The sequence below is a fragment of the Sinobacterium caligoides genome (assembly GCF_003752585.1).
GTDB classification, from domain to species: domain Bacteria; phylum Pseudomonadota; class Gammaproteobacteria; order Pseudomonadales; family Sinobacteriaceae; genus Sinobacterium; species Sinobacterium caligoides.
Window position 1 is genome coordinate 123,166 of sequence record NZ_RKHR01000008.1, and the last position, 14,500, is coordinate 137,665.

24 protein-coding genes are annotated in these 14,500 nt (G+C 46.6%); 16 read left to right on the plus strand and 8 right to left on the minus strand.

Features of this window, described 5'->3' with window-relative positions; all coding sequences use genetic code 11:
• Positions 1–6: 6 nt before the first annotated feature.
• Positions 7–174 (minus strand): hypothetical protein, encoded by a 168-nt coding sequence (locus tag EDC56_RS19700; protein WP_162844238.1) that lies wholly within the window; start codon positions 172–174, stop codon positions 7–9.
• Here EDC56_RS19700 and EDC56_RS17965 point away from each other — a divergent pair.
• On the plus strand, positions 163–594 hold the full coding sequence (locus EDC56_RS17965; protein WP_162844239.1) for a DMP19 family protein: 432 nt from the start codon (positions 163–165) through the stop codon (positions 592–594). The genes EDC56_RS19700 and EDC56_RS17965 overlap by 12 nt on opposite strands.
• Positions 595–660: 66 nt before the next feature.
• Here the strand turns inward: EDC56_RS17965 and EDC56_RS17970 are convergent, their stop codons facing one another.
• On the minus strand, positions 661–1,056 hold the full coding sequence (locus tag EDC56_RS17970; RefSeq protein WP_123713976.1) for a winged helix-turn-helix transcriptional regulator: 396 nt from the start codon (positions 1,054–1,056) through the stop codon (positions 661–663).
• Between the two features lie 117 nt (positions 1,057–1,173).
• Between EDC56_RS17970 and EDC56_RS17975 the strand changes: the two genes are divergently transcribed.
• Positions 1,174–1,821: a glutathione S-transferase family protein gene (locus EDC56_RS17975; RefSeq protein ID WP_123713977.1), complete on the plus strand. Its 648-nt coding sequence runs from the start codon at positions 1,174–1,176 to the stop codon at positions 1,819–1,821.
• Positions 1,822–1,914: 93 nt separating this feature from the next.
• On the opposite strand, the gene EDC56_RS17980 is transcribed toward EDC56_RS17975, so the two are convergent.
• From EDC56_RS17980 to EDC56_RS19495, 4 genes are all read right to left on the minus strand, one after another.
• Positions 1,915–2,385, minus strand: a complete 471-nt coding sequence (locus tag EDC56_RS17980) for a CYTH domain-containing protein (RefSeq protein ID WP_123713978.1) — start codon at positions 2,383–2,385, stop codon at positions 1,915–1,917.
• Positions 2,386–2,429: 44 nt separating this feature from the next.
• Complete coding sequence (gene queE, locus EDC56_RS17985) at positions 2,430–3,086, minus strand: 7-carboxy-7-deazaguanine synthase (RefSeq protein WP_123713979.1); 657 nt, start codon at positions 3,084–3,086, stop codon at positions 2,430–2,432.
• Positions 3,087–3,136: 50 nt separating this feature from the next.
• The gene (gene queC / locus EDC56_RS17990) at positions 3,137–3,793 is read right to left on the minus strand and encodes a 7-cyano-7-deazaguanine synthase QueC (RefSeq protein ID WP_123713980.1); all 657 of its coding nucleotides are present in this window, start codon (positions 3,791–3,793) and stop codon (positions 3,137–3,139) included.
• A gap of 782 nt (positions 3,794–4,575) precedes the next feature.
• On the minus strand, positions 4,576–4,791 hold the full coding sequence (locus EDC56_RS19495) for a hypothetical protein (RefSeq protein ID WP_148059451.1): 216 nt from the start codon (positions 4,789–4,791) through the stop codon (positions 4,576–4,578).
• 445 nt (positions 4,792–5,236) lie between these two features.
• Between EDC56_RS19495 and EDC56_RS18000 the strand changes: the two genes are divergently transcribed.
• Positions 5,237–5,572: a GIY-YIG nuclease family protein gene (locus tag EDC56_RS18000; protein ID WP_123713982.1), complete on the plus strand. Its 336-nt coding sequence runs from the start codon at positions 5,237–5,239 to the stop codon at positions 5,570–5,572.
• A 20-nt stretch (positions 5,573–5,592) separates the two neighbouring features.
• Here the strand turns inward: EDC56_RS18000 and EDC56_RS18005 are convergent, their stop codons facing one another.
• The gene (locus tag EDC56_RS18005) at positions 5,593–6,180 is read right to left on the minus strand and encodes a Clp protease/crotonase-like domain-containing protein (RefSeq protein ID WP_123713983.1); all 588 of its coding nucleotides are present in this window, start codon (positions 6,178–6,180) and stop codon (positions 5,593–5,595) included.
• Positions 6,181–6,225: 45 nt separating this feature from the next.
• On the minus strand, positions 6,226–6,774 hold the full coding sequence (locus EDC56_RS18010; RefSeq protein WP_123713984.1) for a putative ATP-dependent zinc protease: 549 nt from the start codon (positions 6,772–6,774) through the stop codon (positions 6,226–6,228).
• A 431-nt stretch (positions 6,775–7,205) separates the two neighbouring features.
• On the opposite strand from EDC56_RS18010, the gene EDC56_RS18015 reads away from it, so the two are divergent.
• The 13 genes from EDC56_RS18015 (at position 7,206) to EDC56_RS20160 (ending at position 14,431) form a co-directional block, all read left to right on the plus strand.
• Positions 7,206–7,436: a hypothetical protein gene (locus EDC56_RS18015; protein ID WP_123713985.1), complete on the plus strand. Its 231-nt coding sequence runs from the start codon at positions 7,206–7,208 to the stop codon at positions 7,434–7,436.
• Between the two features lie 629 nt (positions 7,437–8,065).
• Positions 8,066–8,659 carry a hypothetical protein gene (locus tag EDC56_RS18020; protein WP_123713986.1) on the plus strand — a complete coding sequence of 198 codons (594 nt, stop codon included), beginning with the start codon at positions 8,066–8,068 and terminating at the stop codon, positions 8,657–8,659.
• Positions 8,660–8,743: 84 nt separating this feature from the next.
• On the plus strand, positions 8,744–8,962 hold the full coding sequence (locus EDC56_RS18025; protein ID WP_123713987.1) for a DUF7336 domain-containing protein: 219 nt from the start codon (positions 8,744–8,746) through the stop codon (positions 8,960–8,962).
• Positions 8,963–9,206: 244 nt separating this feature from the next.
• On the plus strand, positions 9,207–9,332 hold the full coding sequence (locus tag EDC56_RS20010) for a hypothetical protein (RefSeq protein WP_281273379.1): 126 nt from the start codon (positions 9,207–9,209) through the stop codon (positions 9,330–9,332).
• Between the two features lie 3 nt (positions 9,333–9,335).
• The gene (locus tag EDC56_RS19500; protein WP_148059452.1) at positions 9,336–9,599 is read left to right on the plus strand and encodes a hypothetical protein; all 264 of its coding nucleotides are present in this window, start codon (positions 9,336–9,338) and stop codon (positions 9,597–9,599) included.
• A 107-nt stretch (positions 9,600–9,706) separates the two neighbouring features.
• Complete coding sequence (locus EDC56_RS19505) at positions 9,707–9,901, plus strand: hypothetical protein (protein ID WP_148059453.1); 195 nt, start codon at positions 9,707–9,709, stop codon at positions 9,899–9,901.
• 114 nt (positions 9,902–10,015) lie between these two features.
• On the plus strand, positions 10,016–10,531 hold the full coding sequence (locus EDC56_RS18035; RefSeq protein ID WP_123713989.1) for a hypothetical protein: 516 nt from the start codon (positions 10,016–10,018) through the stop codon (positions 10,529–10,531).
• 185 nt (positions 10,532–10,716) lie between these two features.
• Positions 10,717–11,256, plus strand: coding sequence for a hypothetical protein (locus tag EDC56_RS18040; protein WP_123713990.1), 540 nt, complete (start codon positions 10,717–10,719; stop codon positions 11,254–11,256).
• Between the two features lie 151 nt (positions 11,257–11,407).
• Positions 11,408–11,872: a DUF3592 domain-containing protein gene (locus EDC56_RS18045; RefSeq protein WP_123713991.1), complete on the plus strand. Its 465-nt coding sequence runs from the start codon at positions 11,408–11,410 to the stop codon at positions 11,870–11,872.
• A 361-nt stretch (positions 11,873–12,233) separates the two neighbouring features.
• Positions 12,234–12,677, plus strand: coding sequence for a GNAT family N-acetyltransferase (locus EDC56_RS18050; protein WP_123713992.1), 444 nt, complete (start codon positions 12,234–12,236; stop codon positions 12,675–12,677).
• A gap of 142 nt (positions 12,678–12,819) precedes the next feature.
• Positions 12,820–13,149, plus strand: a complete 330-nt coding sequence (locus EDC56_RS18055; RefSeq protein ID WP_123713993.1) for a 5-carboxymethyl-2-hydroxymuconate Delta-isomerase — start codon at positions 12,820–12,822, stop codon at positions 13,147–13,149.
• Between the two features lie 122 nt (positions 13,150–13,271).
• Complete coding sequence (locus tag EDC56_RS18060; RefSeq protein WP_123713994.1) at positions 13,272–13,913, plus strand: HAD hydrolase-like protein; 642 nt, start codon at positions 13,272–13,274, stop codon at positions 13,911–13,913.
• Positions 13,914–13,987: 74 nt separating this feature from the next.
• Complete coding sequence (locus EDC56_RS20160) at positions 13,988–14,431, plus strand: GFA family protein (RefSeq protein ID WP_123713995.1); 444 nt, start codon at positions 13,988–13,990, stop codon at positions 14,429–14,431.
• The last annotated feature ends 69 nt before the right edge of the window (positions 14,432–14,500 follow it).

Sequence of the window (14,500 nt, forward strand, 5' to 3'; positions counted from 1 at the left end):
TTTCTCCTAAATTTTTTGTTGGCTGTCATGAAGACTACCATAGCCTCCTCGCTGAGATTGCCCCCCTAGCGTCAAGCAGATCATCATCTGCTCTCGCTGATAATGATACAATGTCAGCCAATCAAGCAACCGCCTACCACGCACAGCCTGCCCGAGGATGCCATGGATCTCCAAACAAAACTCATCGATAAGTGTCTCAGTGAACGCGAAGCCGGCCTCACCGCCAGCATTCTCGACGACCTCGACAACCCCTGCAACCTCTACACGCTGCTGGCACTGTTCTGTTACGACGTACAAGAAGGCGGCTTCGCACAATTCGTCTACAACTCCAACGGGGTGTATTTGGTGGAGGTCGCCCAGGCCCTCGAGGCGGTCGAGGCCGACAACACCGGCCTGTTCCTCGAGCGCGTCATCAACCTCTGTCTAGACGAAGATAAACTGTATAAGAAGTTTCTCGCCAGTGATGGCAGCGACGGCTTCTTCAAGCGTAAACTCGATAAGATCAGCGAGGAGTACCTGCGCTGTGACGAGCCCCTCATCGTCGAAGCCGAAGAATCACTCATTGCGCTCATCAGCCAGTGTGAAGCGGACTAACTCGAGTATCACAAGCTGGGCTGCCGACCCGCCGCCAGCCCAGAATCAGCTCAGCCCCGAATCAACTCAGCGCAGATAGCCACGCACACGCTCATCGATATGTACCCCTGCAATATGCTTATCCGACCAACGTATCAACTCAATCAATAACGGCCCAAGATCGCGCCCCTTCTCTGTTAACTGATAGTGATAACGCACGGGCCGCTGTTGGTAAGCGCTGCGAGTGACGAGCCCAGAAGCCTGTAAGCGCTTCAGACGTGACGACAAGATATTGGTTGGAATTGCCTCACTGCTCGCCTGTAGTTCGCCATAGGTCTGCGCGCCGAGAAACATGTCTCGAATAATCAACAAGCTCCACTTGTCTCCCAGCAGGTCGAGGCCGCAGCTTATGGCACAGGAAGAGCGTCTGCTCGATGACGCGGGGGCATCGCCTGCCACGGATGTGTTTTCAGTCTTTTTCATCCCACTACGATAACACTCACCTAGTTACTTGCATAATGAAAGTCACTTAGATAAGCTCAACCTAACTCACTTGCAAAAGTGAAGTAACTAATAACATAAAGATAAAAGGACCGATCGATGATCACATTACACGGTGTCATGCTCTCCCCCTTCGTGCGCAAAACCATGCTCTGTCTCGCCGTCAAAGAGCTCGACTATCAGCACATCACCGCCATACCTGGGCAGTTCGACGAAGACTTTCAACAGATCAGCCCGCTGCGAAAAATTCCCGCCCTGGTCGACGGCGACTTCGCTATCGCCGATTCCAGCGTTATCGCCGAGTATCTCGACGACCGCTACGACGGCCCCGCGCTGCTACCAACGACGGCAGAACAGCGGGCGCAGGCTCGCTGGCTAATGAACTTCGCCGGCGACGCCCTCGCCAGCGTGGCGCTGGATATCATCTACTTTCAGCGGGTGCTGCAACCACTGCTGTATAGCCAAACCACCGACGAGGCCCGTGTACAGAAAGCTATCGAGCAGCAGATGCCACCACTACTCGACTATCTCGAGCAGGTCGCCCCCGCCACAGGTCTGCTATTCGCCCAGCTCAGTGTCGCCGATATCAGCCTAGCCAGCATTTTCATCAGCCTCGGACAAGCCCAGTATCAAGTCGATGAGCAGCGCTGGCCACAACTACACGCTTATTTACAGCGCCTCAACGAGCAGCCGCTGATCATCGAGCAGATGGCAAAAGAACAGGCCTTCGTCGCAAGCTGGGGATAATTCTCTGCGGCGACAAGGTCATCAACGCAGCAATAAACTCGCGCATAAGGCTGCGCGAGGCGACGGCAGCGCGGGCTCGATATAGTCGCCGCCTTACCAGCGGCAATAGGGGGCTTCGATCAGCCTGGCGTTGTAATACTGTACCTCACCGGTGACCTCTCGACCCAGCCACTGCGGCTTATGCACCTGCTGCTGCTCATCCTCGAGCTCCAGCTCAGCCACCACCAGCCCACGGTTATCACCGTAGAACTCATCGACCTCAAACACTTGCTCGCGGTAGCTGACGAGGTAGCGGCGCTTCTCTATCACTCCCGGCTCGCACAGTTTCAACAGCTCTTCCGCTTCGAGCAGCGGCAATTCACGCTCCCACTCATAGCGCGATAGGCCCGCGGCATCGCTCTCGCCCTTGATGGTGAGAAAGCCGCGCTCGCCCTTGATACGCACGCGAACGGTTCGCTCCTTCACGCGACTCAAATAGCCCTGCACAATGCGTTGCGAGCTGCTTGCAAGGTCCTTAAAACAGCTGCTATTCACTAGGTATTTACGCTCTATCTCACGCGCCACGATACGCCCCTTTATCCATGATTGTCGGCCTTAGAGCCATCAGCCTAGGCGATGTTCAGCACCTTATGCTGCTGTAAGTTTAAGCGCCACTGCGGATGCTGTAGGCAGTAGTCGATCGCCTCCTGATAGCGGCTCGTGCCCAACAGCGATAGCTCCGCCGCATGGGGGTCATTCTCCGGCGAAATATAGTAGCGCTGCGCCTGGATGTGCAAATAGTCGGCAGGGTCGATACCCTGCTGTGGATAAACCACCTTCAGCTCGTCACACTCACGCAGTACCACCTCGTTGCCCTGTTTGGGGCTAATACAGACCCAGTCAATTGCCGCAGGCAACGGCAGCGTGCCGTTCGTCTCGATGGCAATCACACAGCCTCGTTGGTGCAACGCAGTCACCAGCGCCTCGTCGAGCTGCAGCGCCGGCTCACCGCCGGTAATCACCACAAAGCAGGGCACCTCTGCACTCGGCCAGAGTCCCGTGATCGCATCGGCCAGGGCATCGGCCGAGCGGAACTTACCACCATCGACACCGTCTGTGCCAATAAAGTCGGTGTCACAGAAACGACAGTCGGCGCTGGCCCGGTCCTGTTCACGACCGGTCCATAGGTTGCAACCGCTGAAACGGCAAAATATGGCAGGTCGCCCTGCCTGAGCGCCCTCGCCCTGCAAGGTATAAAACATCTCTTTGACGCTGTAAACGGCCATAACGCCCCTGTGCTTAAGTCCGAAAGTTCATTTAAAATCAAACAACTAAGTTAATCGTAAGCGACCGGGTCGCGGCGTTCTAATGCCGCGAAGGCCTCGAGACGTTCGACACAGGAACCGCATAGGCCACAGGCCTTCTCGAGCCCCTTATAACAGGTCCAGGTCTCGCCATAGTCGAGATCCATCGCCAGACCATCACGCAAGATATCGGTCTTGTTTTTGTAGAGGTAGGGGGCGTAGACATCGACCACCTCGAAATTCGCGAGGCGAGACACCTCGTTCATCTTCTCGACAAACTCAGGACGGCAGTCAGGGTATATGGTGTGATCACCGGAATGCGCGCCATACCAGACTGCCTCCGCACCGATATCGACAGCATAGCCAATAGCCAGTGAAATCAAGATCATGTTGCGATTAGGCACCACCGTCGACTTCATACTCTCAGCCTCGTAGTGTCCCTCCGGCACCGCTATGTCACTACTCACTAACGATGAGCTCTGCAACAAATCGGCAATGGCGGTGATATCACTCATCTTGTGCGTAACACCACGATCCTCGCAGACCTGCTTGGCACAGATCAGCTCTCGACTGTGTTTCTGGCCGTAGTTAAACGACAACGCAAACACCTCGTGGCCCTGCTGTAACGCCTTGTTGAGTACGGTATAAGAGTCCATACCACCTGAATATATCACCACCACCTTCGCCATGCTTACGCCTCAACTACCTATCTATCTATTTGAAATATTAATAATAATTATCTTACCCACAACTTACCCAACCGACAGCGAACCGCGAGCTCTGTTCACACAGAGGAGTAAACCGCTAGGTGGGTATTAAAGTGTAGTGGGTCTGTCCTGCGATGTAGCGCTATAGGCGCTACTGCCGTAGACAGCAAAACATACGGGAATGGCCGTAAACGCTATCGCGATAACGGCGAACAACGTCCTGCCGATAAGATTCGTCATTCAAGGCGCGGATTATAGCCCAAACTTCACAGTCGGCCAATTACCTCATCACGTCACCAATAAACGTAATAAAAAGAAGGCGCTCTCTACCCGTTTCTCAAGGGGGCTTCCTTCTTCTATAGAAGGGCGCAAACAGCCCCTATTTGATGCTGATAAAAACTGTGGAAAAAAACGACCCGTTTTTCTAAATCAGGGGCATTTGACTGAGTTGATATAACTTTTCGCTCTATTTCTCGTCGATATACCTTACAGTTATTATCTTATATTCACATATTCCAGCTATTCCCACCCTGATTTGCCTGTTTTTTAACCAGAACAAACAGTTGTGCACAAGAACCACCAATTATTACCGATTGTAATCTTTTCCCCAAATTCTGTGGACAAACATGTGTGCAATAGGTCGACTCCTGCCCCAAGTCCACTACTGGCGCAGCCCATCAATTCTGGTTGTTTTTTGATCAACTCTTAGCCTGCATTTGTCGCCTTTATACAAGCTTATTATCAATAGATTAACGAACAGCAACTTAGCTCACAGCAACCACCATACAGCGACCATTAACATCGGCGACACACAGCAGGCAACGAGTCAGCCGGAGCAATTCGACGCCCCCCATTCGACACCACCCATTCGACACCACCCATTCGACACCGCCAATTCGACACCGCCAATTCGACACCGCCAATTCGACACCACCCATTCGACACCGCCAATTCGACACCACCCATTCGACACCACCCATTCGACACCACCCATTCGACACCGCCAATTCGACACCATCAACACGCTACACAAGACACGCTCACACGAGCTGCGCTTGTCCCCAATTTCTGTGGGTAAGTATTAGGATAACCGACCAACAACAGTGACAAAGACATTAAATACAGAAGGTTATGTCGATCGAATGGTTTTTGAACGCTGCCAACAATTCAGCTGCCAGAGCTCACCGTTGCAGTCAGCGACAGACACAGTCTATCTAACACTTAGCATAAGGCTAAGGCGACACTACTGTCAGCGATGACGAGAAGCCAGCAACTAGCCTGGTGCTGCTTCAGCAAACAGGGCGAGGACGGTAAATAAGATAGCGCTATTACTCATACTGACACCTTATTATTGTTATTCGTTATAATCTCAGCCACCCGACTTATACTACGCCGCAATAGCGTCAACACAAGCGATTCCCCCCCATGAGCAAACAGCGGCCAGAACCGACTAGCCTTACCAACACGGTAACACCTCCAGCCCCGGGCAGTGCGGCCGACTGGACGGTCTATATCATCCGCTGTAGCGATCAGAGCCTCTATACCGGTATCTCCACAGATGCGGAAAGGCGCTTCGACGAGCATCACGAGACCCACTTGCGACAAGGCAACAAGGGCGCAAAATATTTCTACGGCCGCGCACCAGTGACGATAGTCTACCGTGAGCAACACAGCAGCCGCTCAGCAGCAAGCAAACGAGAAGCGGCCATTAAGAAACTCTCGCGCAGTAAAAAACTACAGCTGATCGCAAGCGGAAAATAACATCACCGTCTCCGTCCTAGCTAGGGATACAGACCTGCCAACAGTGACGCCTTACAGCGCATTAGCGCAGTCAGCTTACCTTCGTCTTGAAACACCTGTGTCGCGAGACCGATGCGCCGCGCCCTAACCGCGCCAAATAAATCCTGCGAGCGCACCCCCGCAGCGATCACAGATTGCATATAGCCGGTAATTTGTCGCGCCCATGGCAGCTGATCTATGCCTGACAAGGAGAATAAGCTGTCCCGTTCGGCTAGCACCATGTCACAGCTACTGGCCATCAGTAACGCTATACCAAAGCAGCCACCCTCGACACAGAGGATAACTGGCGCCGGAAAACTCTCTAAACGCAGCAGCACATCCATTAATAGGGCCGGACGAACCTCTTGTGCCGCCCCCGCATGGCAATACCAGGCGCTACTCCCCAACGCGTGATTAAAGTCGTCACCCTCATGACTAATCACCAGCAGCGTGCAACGCCCCTCCTCGGCGATGGCTCGCAACTCTATTGATAATTCTCGCAACAGGAAGCGCATCGATAAGCCAGCACCAGAACACGACTTGATCGTTAGCATCACCTCGTCAAATGGACCGTCAACTCTCTCAATCATGACCCATTCCTCTCACTGAACACCAACAGAGTCGACCAGCCCTCACTAACTCCTGTCGGCAAGCTGTTGCGCTGGCGCCGTATCGGCCGCCGAAGCTAGCGGCCTATTACCGACTAGTATCGTATCGCCCATGAAGTTTCTCCCCAGCAACATCGCATAGGGAAAGGCGCGCCGATCCATTAACGAGACATCAATATAACGGGTGACGCCGGCAACACGCAGATGCATTTTCACCACCGGCAGCAGCAAGCGGCTACCATCATGACGAATAATGCGCACCATCCGCACCACGTCATCGCGATGATGACTCACTCGCCCGGTCTTTCTGTCAACCAACTCATAATCGACATAAAAGGCTGTTTTAGTCCGCTCGATACGCACGTTGCGTGCATCGAGCGAGGTGGTCTGTGCGCCGGTGTCAACCAGCGCCTCCACCACCCGATTGGCCGCCGTCAGTTCGACACGCTCCACGATACTTAATATGGTTAACGAGTCCTCCCTCGACGATGTCGAACAGTTCTCAGCGATGACGGGGGCGACATAACCAGGCGCAATAACCAAGCTCAAGCAGAGTAAATAGGGACGATAATCCATCGGATACCACCTATTGCGACAAGTACAATACCGCACCACCTGTCGCCAGTTAATTTTCAGCGAGCCGACGTTTCCATACGTCGAAAATCAGGCTAACTCCTAATCAATCAGCCCACTTAAAAGTGTAGGCTAGTTTCCTTCTAAACCGAGCAGAAAGACTGTAAAAAAGGCGTATACATCATATTGTTGCGGAATTAAAAAACGCTAGTTTTCATTCATTTAATTTTAAAGGAATGAAAAAAAAATCCAATATAACAATACAAACGATCGAGAGCTGATCTTGCCCGCATTCACAGACACTAAAACTAAACTGAGCTGAGCTGAGCTGAGCTGAGGTGAGATGAGGTGAGGTGAGGTGAGGTGAGGTGAGGTGAGGTGTACTATGCCCACGAACAACAACACAGGTAAAACCTGTCAGTATTCTAACCACGGTGAGCGACCTTCGCCCACCTGTCGCTACCTTCGCGCTGGGACGTTTAACGAAGATTGGGCAATATCTGCAGAGCTCAGTTGATTGGGATGCGTGTAACAGCCGCGTCGATGTCACCCCCAAGTTTTACAAGGGTATCTATCACCACGACAGCACCGACAACAAAGCCAACCCATTAACAGTGGTGGGTCACATTGCCCTCGATGATGGCACCGTCCCACTAACGTTTTGAATTAGTCTCTATAGTGTCAGAGAAAGTCAGAAGGTGGCAGCGCGAACAAGAATACTTAGCTGATTCTGCGAGAAACACCAGCACTAGCTGCAGCATATAAAGATGAGCAGCTGCCAATATAATAGGCGCGTTGAATAAGATACACGCGCAACGTGCGCCTATATTGTTATCCAACTCCTATCGGTAACCCTCTATAAATATTCATCTTAAAAAAATAATCAACGAGTTAAAAAAAATAACACCGCATCGCGATGAGCGATATGCCGCCCTGATTATTATTTCAAAAGGTGCTTAAAAAACGAACAAATCAGGCCGCTCAAATCAGCAAAGGTAATTTCGGCACTATTGCCGCTAAATTACCCCTCACCTACAGCATCAATGCGTTAGAAGTTAGCCCAAAAATAAGCCGACGGCGGGTAACTAGCTGATATTAATACCCATAAATGTTGCGGTGTAGTTCTAATATACGCGCAAGTTGCGGTGTAATTCTGAAAGGCTTTTTATTGAAGGTAGATAAGCTTATGTTAATCATGTAATTTATAGGCAACTAAAATAATTAACCCCAGAATTACACCGCAACTGTGATACACCGCAGCTTGCGGTGTAATACGCTGTTAGAGCATACGAGTATGTACATCGAGAAGTTGGAAAGCAGGTTTCCAGCATGTCTTGCTGAAGACATAAAAATAATTGAAGCCACCATCGATCTTAGTTCGAAGCATCAGTCATATGAGCCGTTTGAAGTTAGCTTTGAAACGAACATGTTGTCCATACCTGCTAGGATTTATACAGACGAAAGACAGCTTGAAAAACTGAAGAAGCTGTCTTTGACTCAGAAGGAAATGGTTTATTGTTTATACTCTAGGCACCATGATGGTTTCGTTAGAGAAAGATGTTTGAGGGAATTCGTAACATCAAATAATTCATTCACCGCTCCCTATATCCTTCAGCTTCTTGGTGAATACGTCATAGAAATTATTGAGGTTATCTATCAAAAAAGAGAAATTCTCAATAAAGAAAATTTGGTGTCCTACATATCTGAAAACCCGGAACACTATGAAAAAACCAGGCAGCGTGTATATAGCTACTGGGATTGCTACTATCGTCGAGCATACCCAAAATACAAAAGAGGTGTTAATCCAAAGGGTGAGTGTTACCTAGATTATCCTGGTATAAAAATGGTTAAATACATCAATGCATTACTATCTAGCCACAAGCTCTAACAAGGCAAAGCACGCCGATGTCAAAAGTTCCGCTTCGCTCCACTTTTGCCACCGGTGTTTGCGGCGTTATATGCCTAAGGGATCATGATGGAGTACGTATACCTTTTAGAACATACTCATATTTATAGTGAAGGTGAAGAAAGCACTAAGACTATTGGCATCTACAAATCCGAGGCAGAAGCATTGAAGGTAGTTGAAAAACTAAAAGGAGTTTCTGGTTTTGAAAAATACCCCCAAGGCTTCAATATAGACAAGTACAAGCTAGGCCAATCGTTTTGGCAAGAGGGTTACGCAGGTGAATAACCACCGGGATATAACAAGGCAATCAAGCGCGACAAAGTGCTACGCACTTCGCCGCTTATTTAGGCGTTATAGCGCTAAAAGCCCCACTCTCTAATCTTACTTATCAGAACTCGCTCCACGCCTACAAACCTGCCTAATCGTCGTAAACCCATTCAACTATCAGCCACTTGTAACTTTCCATCCAGCCATTAGTACGGTACTGTATCCCTCAAATAATTAACAACACGGCTTAGCGGCAGTTAGCATGGACTTACTTCACAATCAGCAACAGTGCACCAAGCCCAGCTATAACAAGGCCAATCAGCATCGCCAGCAAAGCTGTCTGGACTTCGCTACGCTCAGCCGCTGTTGGCGGCGTTATGGACCCTAAATAATGTCGAATACTTACGTTACTATTCACGGCAGTGAATGGAAGAAAGAAGATGTCGATGAGCCTGTAACCTGGGCTAAAACCAAACAGTGGGTTAAAGAATCTTGGCCCTCTGATGCTGACAACTGGGATCACGATCACTGCCAAGTATGCTGGTGGAAACTTCATAAGTCTGATGACCCTGAACATGGAATTGGCTATCATAATCATGAAAATAATAACTGGCTTTGCACTGAATGCCATGAGCAGTTCGTTGTTCAGCCATAACAAAACGGTCAATGGCGCCTGCGGCTGGACAGCTTTAAGCGCTGCTTCGCAGCAAAGCTGCCCATTACCTAAGCGTTATGTAGTCAAAAAAGCCAATGGTGTTTTAAATGTCGAATAGTATTCACATGACTATTAAGCAAACTGTCCGTGAGTCAGGTTACAATTATGGAAGCCCAGAATTCAAGAAATATGTGTTCGAGCACAACATTGAATTATTGGCGGAAAAATCATCTTTAAAAAATAAAATTCGCCAAAAACGCCAAACGGAAAAGTTTAATAAGAATAATGGATCAAGCACATAACAAAACCAAGAACGGCGATAGCTTTTTCATTGCGGCTTCGCCTTCATTACAAAGCTACGCGTGTTGGTGGCGTTATGTGTAAATCTACCTCACTAAAATAAATAGAGTATATATATGTCACTTTTAAAAGTCGCTTTTCTATCACTTTTTATATTTCTTGTAGCTTGCGCAAGTAACAAAGATAATTTAACAAAGCGTCAAGATGCATCATTTCAAAATGGAGCCGTAAATACTGGCATTAAATCTTACAGCGGTTCTGGTGGGATAAAATGTTGTTACGACGTCTACTCGGAGATAAAGGATGCTACAGGTGAAAAACCTATTCTGGTATTAACTCGGCAACCTGAGCCAGGCACTAGAATTCAGCGAGTATCAATAACTGCAGGTAGCGCTGATGAACTAATTAACTATCTAGAGTATCAATTTAATTTACCAAAAGGTGAAACTGACCAAAAATCTATCAGTTTGGGTGGCGGTAAATGGCGTGTTGGCTCAAATATGCACGAAGGTGAAAGGCTAGTATTCATACTCAATCTAAATTATAATTTCGCCTTTAATAACGGCGACTTACCTGAGCTAATTAATGTATTGAAGGCTTATCGTGAAAAATTCGTCAAGTTAGACATATAACTAACTAACTACATATCCACCAAAAATAGCTTGTATTTATAATAATAAACATAACAAGAGCATGTTGCCGGAAAGTATTTCCATTGCTTGGTTTGTGCATCGCTACGCCATTATCGCACAAACCAATCCATTCCAATCCTTCCGCAAATGCGGGCGTTAGCTTCCAATCTGGATCGGAGAATTAATTGAAGATAGACAATGAAAATATTAGAACTCAAATAGGAAATGTTGGCTTTAAGATCCATGCTTCCGATGGAGATATTTCTAATGCGTCAATTGCTATCGCTGAAATAAAGCCAATTCTTCCCCAAGGAATGGAGGTAGAGGGTAGTATTGGGGTTCTTTTAACTTTGGTATCTCCAAGCCAAATAAAAAATTTAAAGTTTTCCTGTACTTGGAGCGACAATGAAGCAAAAGGTGATGCTTGCTCCGGAGAAGGCTTAGATGCATGGGAATGGGAAAGAGAGGGGCAGCTAGTTGTTATCGGAACTGAAGATGGCGAATGGTTATTTTCAAGGCTTAACCTAGGTAAGGTGACGCTAGATAATTACCCTGTATCCATCGATGTAAACCGCATCACAATAGAATTAGATCAATACCCGGCAAATACAGAGTTAACCCTGCATTTTGTCGTTTCAAGTAATAGTCTGCCAGAAAAAGAAGATTGTTCTTGCTGGTATGCAGTGGATATAGCGCATAAAAGGGTTGTTGAGTCATGCAGGTAAAAGCTAACAAGGCGCTGCTGTCGGACAAATTTTCCGCTGTTGGCGGCGTTATATGCACGGAAGAGCTGAGGATGCCTAACGACCCCATGCCATGGAAATTATTAAGAGTAGTATCTGCCAATATGCCGTGCTTTATTGAGCATAAGGTTTGATGCGTACTATCTCCGACGTATTTCTTATTGTTTTCGTAGTAGGATTGTGGCTATTTATTTCTGAAGCTAGTACAGGCGCACCTACAAGACTTATTGACTATTATGCTGGGGATTACAGCTCGACAACAGACGGCCATATTTTTCAGTCTCGTGTGAAAAATACAAGGTTATTGAAGACTAGACGTGGATATAAATACGACATTCAATATAATTTCGTACTATCCGGTAAAAGTTATTATTCTCATCGAGTGAACTTCCTTTCAAGTAACTGGAGGGTCGCAATCGAAACTGTTAATAAATATCCAAAAGGCTCCAAAGTAAAAGTATACTATGATAAATCAAATCCTAATTACTCAACGTTAGAAATAACCGAATTAAGCTATCAAGCGTGGGGGCAAGTCTTTGCCGCCGTCATTTTGGCAATAATATCAATCACACTCTTACCACTAAGCTTATTTAGATAAAAATATGGTGAATGAATACTCTATTATAGCGCTAAAAGCTCCACTCTCTAATCATACTCACACCAGTCTCTCTGCCAAAGCCCACTACTCCCGGTAATCGTTATAACACCTTGAGCTATCAGCCGCTTGTAACTTTTAATCCAGCCGTTAGTACGGTACTGTATCCCTCAAATAATTAACAACACAGCTTAGCGGCAGTTAGCATGGACTTACTTCACAATCAGCAGCAACAACCTACCAAGCCCAGCTATAACAAGGCCAATCAGCATCGCCAGCAAAGCTGGCTGGACTTCGCTACGCTCAGCCGCTGTTGGCGGCGTTAGTTGTATATTTATATTTAAAACTTAATTAAGGAGTAGTTATGAAAATAAAGCAGGTTTCAACCGAGGGGCTAAATGACTTGGCCGTATTGTTTGATCAGTACATGGTTTTTTATAAGCAACCCTCTGCACCAGATAAATATCGAGTATATTTAAAAGAGCGATTGGAAAGATCTGAAGCGACAGTGTTTATTGCTTACAGCTCAGAAAATAAACCAATGGGTTTCGTTTTAAATTACCATACCTTTTCTTCTGTATCTTTAGGGAAAGTCATTATTCTAAATGATCTTTTTGTTGCCCCACTTTATCGTAAACAAGGAGTTGCAAACAACCTGATTTCTTGCTCAATAAAATTAGCAAAAGATACAGATTCTATTAGAGTCGATTTAGCCACTTCAAAAGATAATTTTTCAGCGCAGGCGCTTTATGAAAAAATTGGGTTTGTTCAGGACAGAGAATATTTCTCCTACAGCTTATCTGTTTAATATAGAATAAAACTAACAAGGCCATGCAATCCGACTCCGTTTATTACTGATTTTTAGGATAATCGCTTCGCGAATCATAGCCTAAAACCCAGCAACAAACTCCACGGTTTATGGCAGGCGTTATATTCACCGGAGCCTAGTTATGCCTCATTGCATTATTGAACACTCTAAAAACTTAGAACCAGCGAAACTCATTGATGCAGTATATCAAGGAGCCCGAAAATCTAATCTTTTCGAAGATGATGATATAAAAAGTAGAACCATGGGATTTGATTATTATCAGTCTGGCTCCACAAAAAATTCATTTGTGCACGTAACGACAAAAATTTTATCTGGGCGTAACTTGGAACAACGAGCAATGCTGTCTCGTTCAATATTATCGGAGCTTGAAAGTCTTAATATTCAATCTACCTCTTTAACTGTTGAGGTAGTTGAAATAGAAAGAACATCTTATGCAAAGGTGGTAACGTGAATATAACAAGCCCATGAAGTCAGATTCGCAACGCTATCACACTGGTTGCAAAAGAAAAGGTGCAACAAATTGCGCCAGCATTGCTCACAGCTTATGGGGGCGTTAAATGATAAGAGCATACCATGCAATTCAAGTGTACAACTTTAGTTTTAGATCTTGATGGAACCATAAGCGATCCAAGTCTGGGGATCACGCGATGTTTTAACCATGCATTGCAAAGTCATGGTTTTCCCGCAGTGTCGGAGAGTGCGATTGCAAAGGAAATTGGGCCTCCTCTCGATGAAACATTTTTTAAGCTTGCACCTGGAATTAACGCTTCTAGTGTCGGTCAGTTCATAGCTACTTATAGAGATCGTTATTCTGATATAGGTTACTCTGAGAATACGTTGTATGATGGTATACCTGCAGCACTCAACAGATTAAAGAGCGCAGATATAACTCTTGGAGTGTGTACTTCTAAGCGGAGAGATTTTGCAGAAAAGATTTTGTCGCTGTTTGGTTTATCGGAGTATTTTAGCTTTATTAATGGTGGGGATGTTGGTATTACCAAGAAGTCGCAATTAGCAGGGTTATTGAATTCCAAGATCATTGATAATGATGCCGTTATGGTCGGTGACCGATACGTAGATATAAAATCTGCTCATGGAAATGGTTTACGTTCAGTTGGCGTTCTTTGGGGCTTTGGAGATTACGCGGAGTTATCAGAAGCCTCGCCTTTATGTATTCTAGAGAAAGTTGAGGAACTTCCCCGTGCCTTCATTTAACAAGCCCAAGTGTCGGAATCGTTTTCTGCTGCGCTTCAAACCATCCGCAAAAGCGGGCGTTATGAGTACTTAGTATGAGCATTCAAGGAAGTTGCAATTGCGGAAACTTTAAGATTAAGTGGCACTCAAATGACTATCAATTGACACCTAGAGAGTGCGTCTGTCGCTACTGCCAATCCAAAGGTGCTATGTACGTCTCTAAATATGACACAAGATTTGAAGTTATCATTGCCGACCAAAGCCTTCATCATATTCATCAGCAAGGCACACAATCTGCTCAATTTCATGAGTGTAAAGGATGTGATAGCCTCGTATTTGTAACCTCAGATATTAATGGTGCTTTGTTTGGCTCAATAAACTCTGCATGTTTAGAGAACGCTAACCAATTTCAGCCTAGGGTTTCTTTGGCGCTATCCACTACAACGGCAGCTCATAAGAAACACAAGTGGCGACAAAGTTGGTGCCAAGCCAGTATTCATAACAAGTTTAGGCAAGGGGCTACCAAAAGCGTCACTTAAATTACATACGCAATTACGTGTCGATTTTGTAGCCAATGCTAAAGGCGTTATGTGTAAGCTATATATTTT